The sequence below is a fragment of the Microcoleus sp. K5-D4 genome (assembly GCF_036704575.1).
GTDB lineage: Bacteria > Cyanobacteriota > Cyanobacteriia > Cyanobacteriales > Microcoleaceae > Microcoleus.
The window spans coordinates 63528-79541 of the sequence record NZ_JAUBSD010000021.1; the positions used below are offsets into that span (position 1 = coordinate 63528).

The 16014-nt window shown below is 46.5% G+C and carries 17 protein-coding genes; 10 read left to right on the forward strand and 7 right to left on the reverse strand.

What is annotated here, in order from left to right:
* Positions 1-166: 166 nt before the first annotated feature.
* Positions 167-790, reverse strand: a complete 624-nt coding sequence (locus QUA77_RS09365; RefSeq protein WP_333449945.1) for a Uma2 family endonuclease — start codon at positions 788-790, stop codon at positions 167-169.
* Between the two features lie 144 nt (positions 791-934).
* Between QUA77_RS09365 and QUA77_RS09370 the strand changes: the two genes are divergently transcribed.
* The 3 genes from QUA77_RS09370 to QUA77_RS09380 all read left to right on the forward strand — a co-directional run bounded on the left by QUA77_RS09370 (position 935) and on the right by QUA77_RS09380 (position 3454).
* On the forward strand, positions 935-1504 hold the full coding sequence (locus QUA77_RS09370) for an HD domain-containing protein (RefSeq protein WP_333449946.1): 570 nt from the start codon (positions 935-937) through the stop codon (positions 1502-1504).
* A 50-nt stretch (positions 1505-1554) separates the two neighbouring features.
* Positions 1555-2688 carry an ABC transporter ATP-binding protein gene (locus QUA77_RS09375; protein ID WP_333449947.1) on the forward strand — a complete coding sequence of 378 codons (1134 nt, stop codon included), beginning with the start codon at positions 1555-1557 and terminating at the stop codon, positions 2686-2688.
* Positions 2689-3049: 361 nt separating this feature from the next.
* A complete protein-coding gene (locus QUA77_RS09380) occupies positions 3050-3454 on the forward strand; it encodes a hypothetical protein (protein ID WP_333449948.1) in 405 nt (134 codons plus the stop codon).
* Between the two features lie 63 nt (positions 3455-3517).
* On the opposite strand, the gene QUA77_RS09385 is transcribed toward QUA77_RS09380, so the two are convergent.
* The 3 genes from QUA77_RS09385 to rbfA form a co-directional block, all read right to left on the reverse strand.
* Positions 3518-3751, reverse strand: a complete 234-nt coding sequence (locus tag QUA77_RS09385) for a DUF4327 family protein (RefSeq protein WP_333035426.1) — start codon at positions 3749-3751, stop codon at positions 3518-3520.
* A gap of 365 nt (positions 3752-4116) precedes the next feature.
* The gene (locus QUA77_RS09390) at positions 4117-5739 is read right to left on the reverse strand and encodes a glycoside hydrolase family 3 N-terminal domain-containing protein (protein WP_333449949.1); all 1623 of its coding nucleotides are present in this window, start codon (positions 5737-5739) and stop codon (positions 4117-4119) included.
* 69 nt (positions 5740-5808) lie between these two features.
* Positions 5809-6249, reverse strand: a complete 441-nt coding sequence (gene rbfA / locus QUA77_RS09395) for a 30S ribosome-binding factor RbfA (protein ID WP_333449950.1) — start codon at positions 6247-6249, stop codon at positions 5809-5811.
* A gap of 198 nt (positions 6250-6447) precedes the next feature.
* Between rbfA and QUA77_RS09400 the strand changes: the two genes are divergently transcribed.
* Together QUA77_RS09400 and sipA are read left to right on the forward strand one after the other, a co-directional pair.
* The gene (locus tag QUA77_RS09400; protein WP_333449951.1) at positions 6448-6651 is read left to right on the forward strand and encodes a hypothetical protein; all 204 of its coding nucleotides are present in this window, start codon (positions 6448-6450) and stop codon (positions 6649-6651) included.
* Between the two features lie 138 nt (positions 6652-6789).
* On the forward strand, positions 6790-7029 hold the full coding sequence (sipA, locus tag QUA77_RS09405) for a regulatory protein SipA (protein ID WP_333449952.1): 240 nt from the start codon (positions 6790-6792) through the stop codon (positions 7027-7029).
* Between the two features lie 229 nt (positions 7030-7258).
* On the opposite strand, the gene QUA77_RS09410 is transcribed toward sipA, so the two are convergent.
* A complete protein-coding gene (locus QUA77_RS09410; RefSeq protein ID WP_333449953.1) occupies positions 7259-10624 on the reverse strand; it encodes an EAL domain-containing protein in 3366 nt (1121 codons plus the stop codon).
* Positions 10625-11153: 529 nt separating this feature from the next.
* Here QUA77_RS09410 and QUA77_RS09415 point away from each other — a divergent pair.
* Complete coding sequence (locus QUA77_RS09415; protein WP_333449954.1) at positions 11154-11594, forward strand: pentapeptide repeat-containing protein; 441 nt, start codon at positions 11154-11156, stop codon at positions 11592-11594.
* A gap of 152 nt (positions 11595-11746) precedes the next feature.
* Here QUA77_RS09415 and crtH read toward each other — a convergent pair whose 3' ends face one another.
* Positions 11747-13291 (reverse strand): carotenoid isomerase, encoded by a 1545-nt coding sequence (crtH, locus tag QUA77_RS09420; protein ID WP_333449955.1) that lies wholly within the window; start codon positions 13289-13291, stop codon positions 11747-11749.
* Between the two features lie 409 nt (positions 13292-13700).
* Between crtH and QUA77_RS09425 the strand changes: the two genes are divergently transcribed.
* The 4 genes from QUA77_RS09425 (at position 13701) to QUA77_RS09440 (ending at position 15703) form a co-directional block, all read left to right on the forward strand.
* The gene (locus QUA77_RS09425; protein WP_333449956.1) at positions 13701-13970 is read left to right on the forward strand and encodes a hypothetical protein; all 270 of its coding nucleotides are present in this window, start codon (positions 13701-13703) and stop codon (positions 13968-13970) included.
* Positions 13971-14005: 35 nt separating this feature from the next.
* Complete coding sequence (gene upp / locus QUA77_RS09430) at positions 14006-14656, forward strand: uracil phosphoribosyltransferase (RefSeq protein ID WP_333059729.1); 651 nt, start codon at positions 14006-14008, stop codon at positions 14654-14656.
* A 225-nt stretch (positions 14657-14881) separates the two neighbouring features.
* A complete protein-coding gene (locus QUA77_RS09435) occupies positions 14882-15349 on the forward strand; it encodes a TMEM165/GDT1 family protein (protein ID WP_333035444.1) in 468 nt (155 codons plus the stop codon).
* Between the two features lie 60 nt (positions 15350-15409).
* A complete protein-coding gene (locus QUA77_RS09440) occupies positions 15410-15703 on the forward strand; it encodes a TMEM165/GDT1 family protein (RefSeq protein ID WP_333035445.1) in 294 nt (97 codons plus the stop codon).
* 32 nt (positions 15704-15735) lie between these two features.
* Here the strand turns inward: QUA77_RS09440 and QUA77_RS09445 are convergent.
* The coding region (locus tag QUA77_RS09445) for a hypothetical protein (RefSeq protein ID WP_333449957.1) at positions 15736-16014 on the reverse strand (279 nt) is incomplete at its 5' end.

Consider the following 16014-nt stretch of genomic DNA (forward strand, 5'->3'; position numbering starts at 1 on the left):
GAGCGAGTTTATCAAGAGTTAAAAGTTGCCATTAGAGTATATTAAATGAGGTTTTTTCGCTCCAATATAGTCATTAATCTCCGTCTTAACCTAAAGTTAATTACTTTGACTTCCAATATTTTAAAGGCTATTTTTATAATTTTAATAAATTACGTTTACACATTCCTCAAGCCAACAATTCACTCACAGCTACGCTAAAACCTGCAAGCACACTTTGAGTGTTAACCACTTCATCCGCATTAAACAACCGCCAGCGTTGCCCTGCATTCACAAATATTAATCTAGCTTCAGGAAATAGCAACCAAACTTCTAAACATCCCGATTCCAAATATTCGTGAGCTTTCGCAAATAACTCTTCGCCGCTATCTTCGGGGGAAGCAACTTCCGCTATCAAAGGAAAACTTTGGGAAAATGCTGTAAAATTGCCTGATTTTGGCAACAATTCAGGAGTAATGTAAGCAACATCGGGACGGCGACCCTGCTTGCTAGTGCGGCAAAGAACTTCTGTAACAACTTCTCCTCCCTGTCCGCTGGAATTTTTGTAATTTCTCCAGGATGTAGATAATTTAGATTGAGCGAGACCGTGCTGGAATGTCATTCCTGTTTTCTCCACTAAGTTGCCATCAACCCATTCCATTCTATCAGGAGGCTTGACTAAAAACTCTTCGAGAGATATGACTTTTTCTGGCTGAGATTCGGGGTAAATTTCTGGTATATTTTCTAAGTTTGGATGTGATTCTGGCTCTGAGTTTGGGTCGGTATTTTTGGGTGTAATTATAGTAGCTGTCATGCTATAAACCTCTTGTTAACGATTATAATTGTACAAGCGATCGCTCTCGATCGCATTTGATGACATGATTGAAATGGGTAGATTTTGTATTTTCAACTTAGCCAGACAATTTATATATCATAGCAATTCAGAAAGGTGACTTTCATGATTCTCTCAAACCGTTTTTCTGAAGCCCTCACCTATGCTGCCGAATTGCACGCTACCCAAGTTCGCAAAGGTTCCGGGGTTCCCTACATTGCCCATTTGTTGGGCACTGCTAGTATAGCTTTAGAATATGGGGCAAATGAAGATGAGGCGATCGCAGCTTTGCTTCACGATGCGATCGAAGATCAAGGCGGCGCCACCACCCGCGAAGCCATCCGCCACCGCTTTGGGAATACCGTCACAGCGATTGTAGACGGCTGTACCGACAGTGACGAGACGCCGAAACCCCCTTGGCGTCAGCGAAAGCAAGCTTATATCGATCGCATTTCTACAGCTTCTGGCTCCGTCAGATTAGTCTCGGCTGCTGATAAACTTTATAATGTTCGATCGATCCTGAAAGATTACCGTCAATTAGGAGATACTGTTTGGGAACGCTTCAAAGGTGGCAAAGATGGTTCTCTCTGGTATTATCGTTCTTTAGTAGAAGCATTCCGCCAAGCTGAGTTAACGCCTATAGTTGAAGAATTAGACCGCACAGTTTTAGAATTGGAACAGTTTTCTGAAGGCTGAAGACTGAAGGTAAAAATCACTAATTATCAATTACTAATTACAGTCACAAAATGGCAAATGTTCGCTTAGAAAATATTACCAGACGCTACCAAAACGTCACCGCGATCGAAAACATCAGCTTCAAAATCCCGGACGGGGAATTTTGGGTATTAGTCGGGCCATCCGGCTGCGGTAAATCAACAATTATGCGGACAATTGCAGGTTTAGAAACCGCAACTTCCGGCAATCTTTACATCGGAGATAATTTAGTTAACAACATTCCGGCGAGACAGCGGGATGTAGCAATGGTGTTTCAAAATTACGCGCTTTATCCGCACATGACTGTCGCCGAAAACTTGGCATTTGGATTGCGGATGCGGAATGTTGACCCGACTAAAATTCAAGAACGAGTCGAAACAGTAGCCCGATCGCTCTCGATCGACCACCTCCTCAAGCGTAAGCCCAAACAGCTATCAGGCGGACAGCAGCAGCGGGTAGCACTCGGAAGGGCGATCGCCCGCGAACCGAAAGTATTTCTTTTAGATGAACCGCTTTCTAACCTCGATGCTCAACTGCGAGACGACACTAGAGCAGAACTCAAACAACTGCATCAACGGCTGGGAATTACCACAATTTACGTCACCCACGACCAAGTGGAAGCGATGACTTTAGCTGATAAGATTGTAGTTTTAAATGGGGGTAAAATTCAACAAATTGGAGACCCGCAAAGCATTTACGCCAAACCAGCTAACCGCATGGTTGCCACATTTTTAGGCAATCCCGCCATGAACATTTTGCCGGCAATTTATACTAACGAATCCTTTCAAGTGGGAAATCAACATTTAGTCTGTCCGCCCTCGATTCAGAAAAAATTGCAGGCGAGAGAAGGACAAGGATTTGATTTGGGCATCCGTCCAGAAAATATAGAAATCTTTACCCCACAAACAGTAGAAGATGATGATTTGAAAACCGATGTTTGGGCCTTAGAAAAAGTCCCTCTTGATCTAGAGGTAAAAGTAGTGGAACCTCTGGGGCGAGAAACTTTAATTCGGGCGAGTTTGCCTTTGTTGAGTGCTGAAACTACTGTACAGTTACAAATACCTGCGAGTGTTCGCTTGCGAGCGGGCGATCGACTGACGGTACAGCTTGACTTCGATCGACTATTTATATTTGACCCCTCCACTGGCGAGGCGCTGTATCCTTAACTGGATTGAACAGGACTTACGCAGGGGTAATTAGCCACCGGGTTTTTTTAGTCGCAGTGCGTAAGTCCTGTTCAATCTCAAATCTCAAATCTCAAATCTCAAATAAACTGAGCTTTCGAGTGGGAATGTCTCGATTCGTAGTTACAAAAGTTTACACTTGACATTTATTAATTTACGAAGTAATGATACGATTAGTATTGGCACAACGGCAAAACGTCCTCCCAAAAGCTGATATTTCCTGAATCGGGGCGATCGCGACCCACAACGCCAGCACCTTCGCGCTAAAAAGCGGCTTTGCGCCCCGACTTGGGAGCAACTAGCGAACCAAAAACTCAGAAAAACGTTCTAGCGGCATTTTTAGATGAATCCCGACAACCTGCCTCAAATGCTGCAAACAGGATTTCACCTAACTTTAGGTGCAACTTCCTTTTTAATTGAGACATTGCAAGATCCTCTGAAGCGAGAAGAAAATCTTGACAAACTGAAGTCAGATTTTGGCCAGCTAGCCGATGAGCTGCTGGAAAAAGGAGAAATGACTGAGCGAGAAGCCCGGAATTTTGTAGATACTATTTTTTCTCAACCGGGCGATCGGGAGAATGCAGACAATGAATCTGTCTCGCCCAAGCAATCAGATGCAGCGACTGATGCTCCTCCCGAGTCGGTTGTACAGCCTACCGTAAAGCTAGAGATTCAAGAATTAACTGCACAGATGGCAGCGCTGAGGGCCGAGTTGGAAAATTTGCGCGCCGAAAATTCCCAGCATTAAAGAATCAAGAGTCTCTAACACAGCCGGAGTTTACTTGCCAACTTAATTTAACAGAACCAAACTTTAGTCATTGTCCCATTTTTCAGAACCGATCAGGTCGGCGATCCGATCGCGCAGCAAGAAGTCGCATTTTTCTAATTCGCACTCTACACAAGCCCATTCCCGGGGCGGAATGAATTGGCACAGGGTATAGATGGGCTGTTGGCGGCTGAGTACGCCCTCATGCACTAGCTGACGCGCTTCATCTTGGATCACATCTAAAGAGTATTGGATTTGGGGAATAGTGGAGTGAATCATAATGCGCCCTCAATGTTTTACTAAAAAATTTTATGGCCCTGGTAATAATATAGTCCAAACTTACGAATATGGAAGTTAAATTTTGTCCGTATACAGCTATACAATTCACTGCCGTAAATAAAAATAAATTATAGGAATCATCAGTAAGTGATGGGATCTGTCTTAGGATGTTGAGAAGCAGCACATTTTCCCGACTAGCAAGCGGATCTGCTGGAAAGCTCAATTCAGAACTTAGGAACCCGCATCGGATTCCCGGTTTCTGGATGCTTTGCCACCAAAGGCAACATTTCCGGCGAGAAACCGGGTTGATGAATTTAACTCCTAACGCAGCAAGCAGCAAAGGAAATATTTAGGAGTCCGGCAACTCAAGCATTACCAGTTCCGTCAATGCCGAATAGCACTTCAAGAACGAGAGATTGCGCTGCCGGCATTTGCCCAAAACAAAATACATAAGGAATACTCGGAGGCAAGTGTGGCAAAAATTGCTCTAAAACGTAGGGACTGCCGTAAATTAACACAGCTTGCAGTTCTCCCGTTTTTAATAATTTCTTAAACCAATCTTGAGCTGCTTCGGTCAAACCAGCACTGCCTCGAAAGCAATTGCCGCGAATGAAAATTTGCAGCAGTGTCGGAGAAAAATGCTCTGCACCTGTATTATCAGCGATCGCCCCTGTGCGATCGTCAATCAGTTGCAATTCGTAACCAAACTGTTCAGGAAGGGCGATCGCCGGAGTGTGGTTGCCCAAAAACTCACACCCCAAAACATCATCTACAACAATCAAATTCCGCAAAAGCTGGTTTTCTGCGGGTTTTGCAACCTGCAAAGGTAGATTGCCGCCAAATTTCAAAGAATCTCGCAAAATATCGGCAGCAGTTGCCCTGGCATCAGGAGTTGCCAGCAAACTTAAGTCTATCGACTTGATCGATGTTGAATCTACTGCTTTTTCCTTTTCCTTTACTAACAAACCGACTTTAGCTTTAGCCGACCAAATTCTCTTGACAGATTCCTTGATTTGTGATATGTGAAGTCGCCCTTGAGTGACAGCTTCGCAGACAGCCAGAATCGCCCCTTCCGGGTCAAGCGGCATCAGCAAAACATCAGCACCAGCCTCAGCAGCCAAAACAGCAGCTTCATTAGCGCCGTACTTATTGGCGATCGCACCCATCACCAAAGCATCCGTCACGATCAAACCTTCAAATCCCAACTCTTCTCGCAGCTTCCCGATCAAAATTTTGCGAGAAAGAGTAGCAGGACACTCCGCATCCCAAGCCGGAATCAGCAAGTGAGCACTCATCACAGCATCGACCCCAGCAGCGATCGCCTCAACAAAAGGAGGCAACTCAACCTCAGTCAATCTCGCTGGCGAATGTGGCAAAACCGGCAATTCCAAGTGAGAATCAACCGCCGTGTCGCCGTGGCCGGGAAAATGCTTAGCGGTGGTCAAAACCGGGTGCTCACCTGCGCCTCTAATAAAAGCAGCAGCTAATTTTCCGACAATTTCCGGTGTCTCGCCAAAAGCGCGGACATTAATCACAGGATTGTCGGGATTGTTGTTAACATCAACCACCGGTGCGAGAATCCAATTTAGACCGATCGCCCTAGCTTCGATCGCAGTGACAGCGCCCATTTGTTCAGCATATCGATCGGCTTTACCTGAATCGTGCCGCGCCACTTCGGCAATTGCCATCGGCGGCCCGAACCAAGTCGCCCCCGCGAACCGCTGGCCGACACCTTCCTCAATATCGGCCGCCAGCAGTAGCGGAAACTTGGCCCAAGACTGCAATTGGTGCGATCGAAGTGCCAACTCCGCAGCACTTCCCCCGACCAAAATCACCCCACCGACGCCCAAATTTTCCAGATAATAGCGGAGTTTGCTGGCAGTTGGTTCCCATTCGGGATAGCGAATTTGGTGGTCGAACAAGCAGCCAGAAGCGCGCACCACGAACATCTGTGCCACCAGTTCTGGTAAGGAAAGATTGTCAATCATGGGAAATTAGGAATTGTTGACTGTTGACTGTGGACTGTTGACAGGAAAGCTGTTGACTACCTTCAGACACTAATCCTCGTCTGCTTCTAAATCATCATCATCATCATCATTTTCATTGCCCTGGGCCAATTCTTCGTCATCAAACATACCTGGTTTGCGATCGGCAGAAAGCTGATTCAGCAGTATCAACATTTTATCGCCCCGTTCCAAAGAACGGTCTTCGAGAAAAATCACTTCCGGCGTCCGGCGCAGTTGCAATCGTTGGCCCAACTGGTTGCGGACGTAGCTAGTAGCAGATTTCAAACCTTCCATAGTTTCAGCCTTCGCCTCATCAGTACCGTAGATGCTGACAAAAATTTTTGTATGCTGAAGGTCTCCCGAAACAATTACATCGGTAACGCTAACCATACCGGCACCTACCCGGTCGTCCTTGATTCCATTCAGCAACATCAGGCTGACTTCCCGTTTAACCATTGAAGCTACACGCTCAATGCGACGACTTGTAGCCATAACACCTACTCCTCTACTTTCCTAATCAGCCATTTTCATCCCGATTGACAATTGTAGCGCGATCGGTCAGGGGTGTTACGGGCGATCGTCCGAGTTAGGGGTGAGAGACAGCTTAGAGGAAAAAAATGTTTGATTGCCATAGGTGAATATATAGCTAATATAGAGAGGTAGAGTGAGAGACAGCTTAGATGAAAAAAAATGTTTGATTGGATTGTCAAAACCGTAGCCGATGCTTCAGGGGTAACTAACCAGCTAAAGATAGCTGAATGGGCAAGATTGAACAGGACTAACCCTTTCGATATGGGAGCCAAAAACTACCAACTATGTCTTCATGACTTAGGGTTAGGGGGAAAATATCATGAACTTGAATATAAGGAAGATGGAAGCCTAAAATATCAATAATTTTGCCGTAATTCCCTTGATAATGCTTCAGAATCACCCATTTTATTATCCATCCCTAATCAATAAATCAATCAATTAAACAGAAAAATTTCTTGTCATAATTCCTTTATCGCTGTGTTTCTTTAGGAAATAAAACTAATGGAAAAAGAATTTACAATCGGTCAAAAAGTCAGAGTTGTGGCGATGCCGCCTTACGTCAAAACTGCCGAACCGATGCCGATGCTGCGGCCTGCGAATTTAATTGCGATCGGCGCTGAAGGCGTTGTGATCGATCGGCGTCCCGGCAATTATTGGGGAATTCGCTTTGAAAAAGGTGCTTTTCTGTTAGACAGTCAGTACATTGAAGCGGCGGAAACTAATCTAGAAGGTAATGGGTAATGGGGAATTGGGAATGGGAATAGGGAATTGATATCAAATTCGTTGGTATCAGAATTATCCATCTCTCTCTTCTGGAAACTCAGCGCCCTCTGCGTTCTCTGCGGTCAAATCATTCCGAAACAACACTAAACCCTAGGAGAAATTAACATTTCCCTTTTCCTTCTTCCCTCAAAATCCCTCCCTTAAATCTGTTAAATCCCATTGCTTGCTCGTTGCCCAACTTCCTTCTTCAACAAGCCAGCTTAGCTTCAAAAGCCAAAGAATTAACAGGAAACTCCCCCAAAAATTCCTCTAAAAGAGGAGATGTGAAGTTACAAGGTTGAGGCTTGCCCAAATGATAACCTTGAGCATAATCTACCCCAAGTTCATTGAGTTTATCCATAATTGTTTGATTTTCAACATACTCGGCAATAGTTTTAATTCCCATGACGTGAGCGATTTTGGTAATAGCTTCCACCATTGCGACATCAATAGGATTATCGACAATATGCTTAATAAAATTGCCGTCTATTTTGAGATAATCAACCGGCAAGCTTTTCAGGTAAGCAAAAGAAGACATCCCGCTACCGAAGTCGTCCAAGGCAAACTGGCAGCCTAGTTCCTTGAGTTGCCAAATCAAGCTGGCTGCCTTACTGAGATTACCAATGGCAACGGTTTCGGTAATTTCAAAACAAATTATTTGTGGCGGTATTTGATGGATGGAAAACTGTTCCTGAATAAACTCGATAAACTTTTCTTCGTTGAGACTGTCGCCAGAAAGGTTAATTGAATAAAGGTGGGGATATTTGCCAAATGATGATTGCAGATTAGACAAAAGAGAGCACGCAGGGAAGGTAACTATTTTATCGCTGTCTACTCCGGGGTTTTGGACTAATAAATTTGCCGTGAAAATTTTAGATAAATGGCTAAATAAAGTACGAATCACCCAGCGGTCGATCGCGTGCATCAAGTTGTAGCGTTCTGCAGCAGGAATAAACGCCATCGGCGACACCAACTCACCAGTTTCCAACTGGAGGCGCAGGAGGATTTCGCAGTGGGTTCCGGTGGTTGGAGAATTAAGCAAAGGTACGATCGGCTGAGAGTACAAGCAAAAGCGATTCTCTTCTAAAGCTTGATGAATTTGCACCACCCACTCGGTTTCGCCGTGCTGTTTGATTAATTCTTGGTCGCCGGCTTGATAAACCTGTACCCGGTTGCGACCTTTATTTTTAGCAGCGTAGCAGGCCATATCGACCGCGCTCAAAATTGCAGATGTCGAGGCTGTTTTGGGATTGATTGCTACCAAACCGATACTGACGCCGATCGAAAAAGTTTTGTCCTGCCACGCAAAGCGGAATGCCTGAATGCTTCGCAGCAGCGTTTCAGCGACATTCAATCCTCGTTCGACGGGACAATGGTACAGGAGTACGGCAAATTCATCGCCACCTAGACGTGCCAAAATATCGGTTTTGCGGATATTGCTTTTAAATAGCTGGCTGACTTGGCGCAGCAGTTCGTCCCCAGCAGCATGACCGGAGGTGTCGTTAACTATTTTGAAGCGATCGAGATCCAGATAAAGCATCACGTGTTCTTGCCCGTAACCTTGAGCGCCGTGTAGGGCGTGCTCTAGCTGGTACTCAAATTCCCGGCGGTTGACTAATTGCGTCAGGGGGTCATGAGTTGCCTGCCAGGTGAGTTGCCGCGCTTGAGTTCGCACTTGCGTGACATCTCGGAACACAACGACGGCCCCGACAATTTCGCCGCTGCTAGCGTGGATGGGGGCGACGCAGTGATCGATCGCAAATTCAGTGTTGTTGCGGTCAATCAGCAAGCTGTTGTGTCCTTGGTCAACAATCCGACCTTCGCACAAAGCGATTTCGGCGATATTTTCGATCGGCCGCCTGGTAGTTTCGTCAACTATTCTCAGCACGCTGGCGAGGGGTAAACCTTTAGCTTCCAATGTAGACCAACCCGTAAGTGTTTCGGCAACTGGATTAAGGGTCAAAATGTAGCCCTCGGCGTCAGTAGTGATTACGGCATCGCCGATTGATTGTAGAGTAACCTGAGCGAGTTCTTTTTCTTCAAAAAATGCTTGTTCCATGCGCTTGCGATCGGTAATATCTCGCTGCACCGACACCCAGTGGGTAACGTTCCCGGAGGTGTCGGCAATCGGTACGCTGTTGAGTTCCACCCAATAAGTTGAACCGTCTTTGCGGTAGTTAATCAATTCTAGGCGTAGGGGTTCTTGGCGAGAGAAAGTACGGCGAATTTTATCGACTTGGGTGGGGTCGCTTTCTGGGCCGCGCAAGCAACTGGGGGTTTGTCCGATGATTTCTTCGGGTAGGTAGCCCGTCATTTGGGTAAAAGCTTCGTTGGCATAGATGATGGTGGGGTCGGAGATATCGCTGTCTCCCGCATCCATAATCACGATTGCGTCGTTAGCGTTCACTACAGCAGATTCTAAAAGGTGGAGTCTGGCCTCGGCCCGCACGCGGGTAGCAATTTCGCTTTCTAGTCTGGCGTTAGTCAAGCTGAGGGATGCGATCGCTTTTTCCAATTCCCTCGTCCTTTCTGCCACTGAATCGTGCAGAACATCGATCGCCCCGGACATTTCCATCGGGTCAAGTACGCGCAGTATGTTGGTTTGAGTAACTATTCCCAGGAGTTCTCCCTGTTCCCCCGTTACTACCAACCTGCGGACTAAACGCTCGTGCATTTCCTGATGAGCTACCCACAGCGAGTCTTCTTGCTTGAGGCTAAATAAGGGGGTACTCATCACAGTTTCGGCGATCGTTTGCGACAAATCTATATCTAAAGCTTGAAATTCCACAATATCCCGTTCTGTGACGATACCTACTGGAATGGGGAACGGTAAATCCATCGATAATTCTGTTGATTCGGTAATTACTACGCAGCTAACGCGGTGCTGCGCCATCAACTCGGCTAAACTTCTAACGGACGCGGAGCGAGGTGCTTGAATGACTTGTGCGGTCATTACTTCTTTCACGCGGCGCATTTTTAAGATATTTGCCGGTTTGAGCATTGCTTGGCGAATGCTTTCTGGCGTAATTACTCCTAAGAGTTGACCTTCACTATCCAATATTGGCAGATGCTTAATTCTTCGTTGCCCCAGCAGAATTAGGGCGCTGAAAATGTCTTGAGTCTCGGATTTTGTCAGAGTTGCGGCAGGCTGCCTCATCACTTCTGCGATGGTGACACCTTTTAAGTTTTTGCCCGAGGCAATCAAATCGACAAGATCCCTTTCTGTGAAGATTCCTTGCAATTGAGAATGTGGAGCACAGGGCGAGGAGAATTTTTCTAGTGATTTTTCTACGACAAAGACGCAGATACCTGTCGCGTCTCTGAATGCACTTGAGGTGGGAGAATTTGCGATTTCTGTTAGTTGCTGATAGATATCGGTTGGTGGAATGGCTGCGTTTAGAGAGCAACTTTCGCGCCGTTGGCCCATCAGGGTAATTACTTCTGCTAGTGGGGTATCGGGCGCAACTGTCAAGGGGTAGCGGTCTATTACTTGAGTTAAGGTTGGCAGATACTTGGAGGAATCGTTTTTGAGCATATTTAATTTAGTTTTGCGATCGCGTAGACTCTGCGACATTCCAAAAAAGTGCTGATTTCCAAGCACTAGGTGGCTTTTTACGGCGCTGCTGAGACCTAATTAAAATTTATTGTTAAAAATGCAGCCGAGCTTGGGCTGGGGATCAGGCCTGTGACTGCTTTTCCTCTACCTATAAAGTTATAAGCTTATCTTTATTTTAAATTAAATTTTCTGTCTCGTGACACTTTTACTAAAAACCAGGTATTTTTTGTAAGCTTTTTGCGATAAGATCGCAGCTAAAATCATCCATAGCATTGCGAATCATCTCCATCTTCAGAAAGACACATCTGTTGCCTATCCGGGCTAACCTAGAAAAGGTTACTACAAAAAGGCACTGTATTAAGTTCGGCAGTGTTAAGTTTTGCGAAATTATGTTTTGCGAGCTGGTCGAGACCATGTATGGGTTTTTAAGGGGAATCGATATCACAGCTAAGCTGTGAATTAGATCGCAACTTGCGAAAACAACCATGATACAATTGTAGATATCAAGACAAGAACTTGAATACAGAGTCTGTGAGGAAAAGAGATTATGAAACGCAATCTATTAGCCGCTACTTTTTTAATTACTCCCCTAGTGTTGGCAGCCCCTGCTCGCGCTGAAAATCCCGCTCACGTCAAACAGTTATTGTCAACCGGGCAATGTTTTAAGTGCGACTTGTCGGGAGCAGATTTAACGGGAGCTCATTTAATTGGTGCTGATTTGAGAGAAGCAAATTTACGAGGAGCAAACCTATCTTATGCCAACCTCGAAGGTGCTGACTTGACGGGTGCTAAGTTGACGAGTGCTAACTTAACCGCAGTTTTTCTGACTAATGCCAGTTTAAATGACGCAAACCTCGATCGGGCAGATCTGACCGCGGCCATCATTAACACCGCTGACGTATCCGGCGCATCAATGGAAGATATGACGATCACAGATGCGAAAATCTACAATACCCAAATTGGCGTCGGCGGCAGCTACGACCAGTAAACTCATTAAAAGAATGGAAAACACCAATTTTGAGGTTAAAAACCCGGTTTCTCTCCAGAAACCGGGTTTTTAGTCTTTTTGTAGGCTGCCCCGGAGCCTCACCTTTGATGTCGTATTTCAAGCGAACAATCTGACGCACCCTACTACTACCGCTAAAAACCCAAATCAACCGCAATGCGGTGCGCGCAAGCAAACCCAGAAAATGCCACCGCATTTAAACCCTGTCCGGGAAACGTACTGTCACCCACACAATACAAACCAGGCATAGAAGTTCGATTAAACGGCATTCCCAGCAAACCCATTAGCTTCTGTCGCGGAATCGGCCCGTAAGTTCCATCTTCGCGCCCCAAAAAGCGGCGGTGAGAACGCGCTGTCCCCACTTCCATATAATCCAAACCGGCATCTAAACCGGGAAAAATATTTTCTAATCTTTCAATAATTCTCCCCGCAGCCTCTTCCTTTTTCTCCTCATATTCCTGCGGTGAAAGTCCTTCCCACTCTTCCATCCAACTCGAAGTAAAAGCGTGAACGATGTGATATCCTGCGGGAGCTAAATCCGGGTCGAGCACGGTCGGAATTGACACCAAAACTGTTCCTTCCGGCGCTTCCATTTGGTTCCAATCTTCTAACAAAATGTGGTGGCAGGCACTACCCGCAGGGATTACGCTTGCTTCAACTCCCAAATGCAAACTCAAGAAACTGGGGGCTTTTTGATAGCGCTGCTGCCATTTCTTCTCGCTAGCGGGCATCTCTTCTGCGGGCAGCAATTTTTCAAAAGTATCCCACCGCGTGGCGTTAGAAACTATCCGCTTTGCCCGGTAAACTTCGCCGGTTGCTAGCTCGACTCCGACAGCGCGACCGTTTTCTGTAATAATTTTTTTCGCCTTAGCTTTGTATAGAATTTTCCCGCCGCATTTTTCTAAACCTTCGACTAATTTTTGGGCAATTTGACCGACTCCGCCTTTGGGATAATTGATGCCACCGTAATGTCTGTCGGAAAATACCATTCCGGCATTAATCATCGGCGTCAAGTCTGCAGGTACTACAGACCAGTAGTAGCATTCCATGTCGATAAATTTCAGCAAAGTAGGGTCTTTTATGTAGCGCCGCGCAATGTCGCCAGTATTTTGAGGCAGATATTTTACTAATCCCAAACAGGCTAAAGGATTCTGAAAAAAGACTCGGACGAGATATCCGGGTTCTTCTAGGGATAGCAATTCCATCCCGTTGAGGCAGTTAAAGACGTTCCAGCATTCGCCGTAAAATTTGTGGATTCCTTCGCGTTCGTGAGGGAACCTATCTGTTAATTCTTGCAAGTATTTATCATAAGCCTGGGGCACTTCAAGTTCCAAGCCGCTGGGTAAGTGATAGTGAAGCTGTACGGGGTCGGGAATAGTTTCTAGGGTGACGTTGACTGCTTTCAGGGCGCGCGTGAGGAGGTTGGTGGTGCCACGCTGTCCGAAGCCAAAAATCATGGAGGCGCCGACATCGAATCTGTAGCCTTCTCGATCAAAATATCCAGCGCTACCCCCCGGAATTGTATAGCTTTCGAGCACTAAAACTTTGGCTTTCTTAGCGGCTAGCTGGGTGGCTGTCACGAGTCCACCAATGCCGGAACCGATGACAATTACATCAAACTCTTGCTGTGTAGGGCGGGAGTTGGGAGAAAATAACTGGGATTGGGTAGGAGCTGACATTAGGTTAAAAATCTTAATATTTCTATGATTTTACAGTCGATCGCTCCCGAAGCAAGAAGTTCGGCAACGGATTATGTAGCGGATGTAGCGGATGTCAGGAAGACCGAAGTTCGGCAATGCCCAATGCCTAATATCCAATCCCCAATGCCCGATGCCCGATGCCCAATGCCCCAGCTTCAAAAAAAAATGCGGGAACAGTCTACCATTGCCGACTGCCCCCGTCTGCCGATCCTTTGAGAGGAGAACACTAAAAATCACTATAGCCTTGTTGCTAATTAATGTCAATACTATTGGAAAAATATTTCAATAAGCTGATGGAGGCCGATCGGCGAATGGGTTCTAACGGACGGCTTGCACCATTTTCAAGAAAAGGTTTTTCAGGCCTGTGAAGCGAAGAGCGAGTTTTCTTGTGGGGAGTAGGCGTTGGGCAGAAGAGCCCACCCGTGAAAGGCTTATTAAAAATGGTGCAAGATGTCAGCTCAAACCGATGGCGGGTGCTTGTTGCAATAGTCCGGCAGTCCGGCGGAGGTTTGAACCCGTGACGGCAATCTTGAAAATAGTGCAAGATGTCGATTCTCAATCTCTGGCTTGTATGCGCCCTCAAGGATGTGATAAGTTGCACAGAGCGATCGATCGCCCGTTGAGGAAGCCCTCGAAGAAGATCGATCGCACCGCATAAAATCCCTCAAACCTAGCACTCTCCCCAATTTCCTAATGTCCCTGCAACTGCGCGTTTACGTTCCCCCGCATCCGTTAATTAAACACTGGCTGGCTGTCGCCCGCGACGCCGCCACCCCATCGGTGCTTTTTCGTTCTGCGATGACAGAATTGGGAAGGTGGCTGGCTTACGAGGCGATTCGAGAATGGCTGCCGATAGTGGAAACCACAGTGCAGACCCCTTTGGGCGAATGTCCGGCGACTTTTATCAACCCGGAAGCTCCGTTAGTTGTGGTACCGATTTTGCGGGCGGGTTTGGCACTGCTCGAAGGAATTCAGACGGTTGTACCGCTGGCTTCGGTTTACCACCTCGGCATGGCAAGAAATGAGGAGACGCTACAACCGACTTGTTATTTGAACAAATTGCCGGCGCAGTTTAACCCAGCAACGCGGGTGATAATTAGCGAGCCGATGCTGGCGACTGGCGGCACGATTATAGCGACAATGCAGGAATTGACGAAGCGGGGAATTGACCCGAGCTTGATTCGGATTATCTCTGTGGTGGCTGCTCCTCCGGCTTTGAAGAGGCTGAGTGCAGAGTACCCGAGTTTGATGATTTACACGGCAACGATCGACGAAATAGTCAACGAACAGGGCTTTATTGTACCTGGTTTGGGAGATGCGGGCGATCGAACTTACGGCACATGAACAAGTCCGTCAGTCAATTTGAGATTTAAGATTGGAGATTTGAGATTGACTCGACAGATAAATCTGGGGGCTTGTATCCCTTTTTGGGTGCGGTGAGTGGTTTCAGGAATCAGTTGCTGAAATATTGGGGGGAAAAGATGACCCTGGTTTGGTAAAAGCAGGCACAGAGAGAGTTAGAATCAAAAGTACAAGTCAAAAATAAATAGCTTTTAGCACTCATTGCCCGTGAAACTTGATTCTGTTCCGCCAAGCTTGTCTGCTTCTGACTCAGTAAACCTCAATTATGATTTGCCACAACAGGTACAACTACAAATAAAAGAGGTTACTGAGATTTGTGCTGCTTTAACCCCGGAGCCCGCTGAACTCTCAGTGACTGTAAATCCCGATATTTGTCAGGAACAAAAGAAACTGAAGCCCAAGCACTGGGCAATTTTTGCTTCGACTTTTGCAACTATTTTTTTAGCTGAAATTGGAGACAAAACTCAGCTCGCAATTTTGCTGATGACGGCTGAATCTCGAAATCCTTGGATCGTTTTTGCTGGTGCGGGTTCGGCTTTGATAGCAACCAGTTTGCTGGGGGTGTTGCTGGGAAGGTGGCTGGCTAGTCGGATTGCTCCGAGAACTTTGGAGAGAGCAGCCGGAGTGATTTTGCTGGCAATTTCGGCGGTTCTGCTGTGGGAAGTGCTGGGTTAATTGTCTGCCTGTCGGTAAGTCGTAGATTTCTACAACAGCTAACTAAGAAGTGAAAAAAATATGGACTGGCAACTTCTGGGAATCAGTTTTATTACAGTGTTTTTGTCAGAATTGGGAGACAAAAGTCAATTAGCTGCGATCGCCCTGGGCAGTAGTTGTAACTCGCCGCGGGCTGTATTTTTCGGCACGGCGTCGGCGCTGCTGCTGGCAAGTTTAATCGGCGTGGCGATCGGCTTCAGCACGGCAGAGGTGTTGCCGGAACGACTGGTAAAGGGACTCGCGGCGATCGGATTTGCGGTGATGGGCTTGCGCTTGCTGTTGCCAAAAGCAGATTTACCGGAAGCATCCGAGTAGGGAGTGGCGTCGGTCGATTTTAGATTTTAGATTTACTCCACAGATGAATCTGGGAGTTTGAACAAGAGTCTAAAATTTTGCTCTCTCCACAACAGGAGTCGTTCGCAAGTATCCGTTTTTGGGCTGGTGAGAAAACTTGCAAATATAGTTATCTCAAATTTGTTAGCATCGGAATTATTCCTATCTCTCTTCTCGACCTCTGCGTGAATTAGCGTCAATCCCTTGTCATCTGCGGCTGGGGGGGTGACAAAGAGGTCTACGAGATAGACTGTATAAGGGTTGCGGCCCGCATACCTTGTTGATAAAAGCTG

What these genes read in the sequence shown, in the direction of transcription:
- crtH (WP_333449955.1), bottom strand. Translation starts at nt 13,291, where the DNA reads ATGTCAGCTCCTACCCAATCCCAGTTATTTTCTCCCAACTCCCGCCCT.
- rbfA (WP_333449950.1), bottom strand. Translation starts at nt 6,249, where the DNA reads ATGGCTACAAGTCGTCGCATTGAGCGTGTAGCTTCAATGGTTAAACGG.
- QUA77_RS09415 (WP_333449954.1), top strand. Translation starts at nt 11,154, where the DNA reads ATGAAACGCAATCTATTAGCCGCTACTTTTTTAATTACTCCCCTAGTG.
- QUA77_RS09380 (WP_333449948.1), top strand. Translation starts at nt 3,050, where the DNA reads ATGAATCCCGACAACCTGCCTCAAATGCTGCAAACAGGATTTCACCTA.
- sipA (WP_333449952.1), top strand. Translation starts at nt 6,790, where the DNA reads ATGGAAAAAGAATTTACAATCGGTCAAAAAGTCAGAGTTGTGGCGATG.
- QUA77_RS09410 (WP_333449953.1), bottom strand. Translation starts at nt 10,624, where the DNA reads ATGTCGCAGAGTCTACGCGATCGCAAAACTAAATTAAATATGCTCAAA.
- QUA77_RS09370 (WP_333449946.1), top strand. Translation starts at nt 935, where the DNA reads ATGATTCTCTCAAACCGTTTTTCTGAAGCCCTCACCTATGCTGCCGAA.
- QUA77_RS09365 (WP_333449945.1), bottom strand. Translation starts at nt 790, where the DNA reads ATGACAGCTACTATAATTACACCCAAAAATACCGACCCAAACTCAGAG.
- QUA77_RS09400 (WP_333449951.1), top strand. Translation starts at nt 6,448, where the DNA reads ATGTTTGATTGGATTGTCAAAACCGTAGCCGATGCTTCAGGGGTAACT.
- QUA77_RS09385 (WP_333035426.1), bottom strand. Translation starts at nt 3,751, where the DNA reads ATGATTCACTCCACTATTCCCCAAATCCAATACTCTTTAGATGTGATC.
- QUA77_RS09440 (WP_333035445.1), top strand. Translation starts at nt 15,410, where the DNA reads ATGGACTGGCAACTTCTGGGAATCAGTTTTATTACAGTGTTTTTGTCA.
- QUA77_RS09390 (WP_333449949.1), bottom strand. Translation starts at nt 5,739, where the DNA reads ATGATTGACAATCTTTCCTTACCAGAACTGGTGGCACAGATGTTCGTG.
- upp (WP_333059729.1), top strand. Translation starts at nt 14,006, where the DNA reads ATGTCCCTGCAACTGCGCGTTTACGTTCCCCCGCATCCGTTAATTAAA.
- QUA77_RS09375 (WP_333449947.1), top strand. Translation starts at nt 1,555, where the DNA reads ATGGCAAATGTTCGCTTAGAAAATATTACCAGACGCTACCAAAACGTC.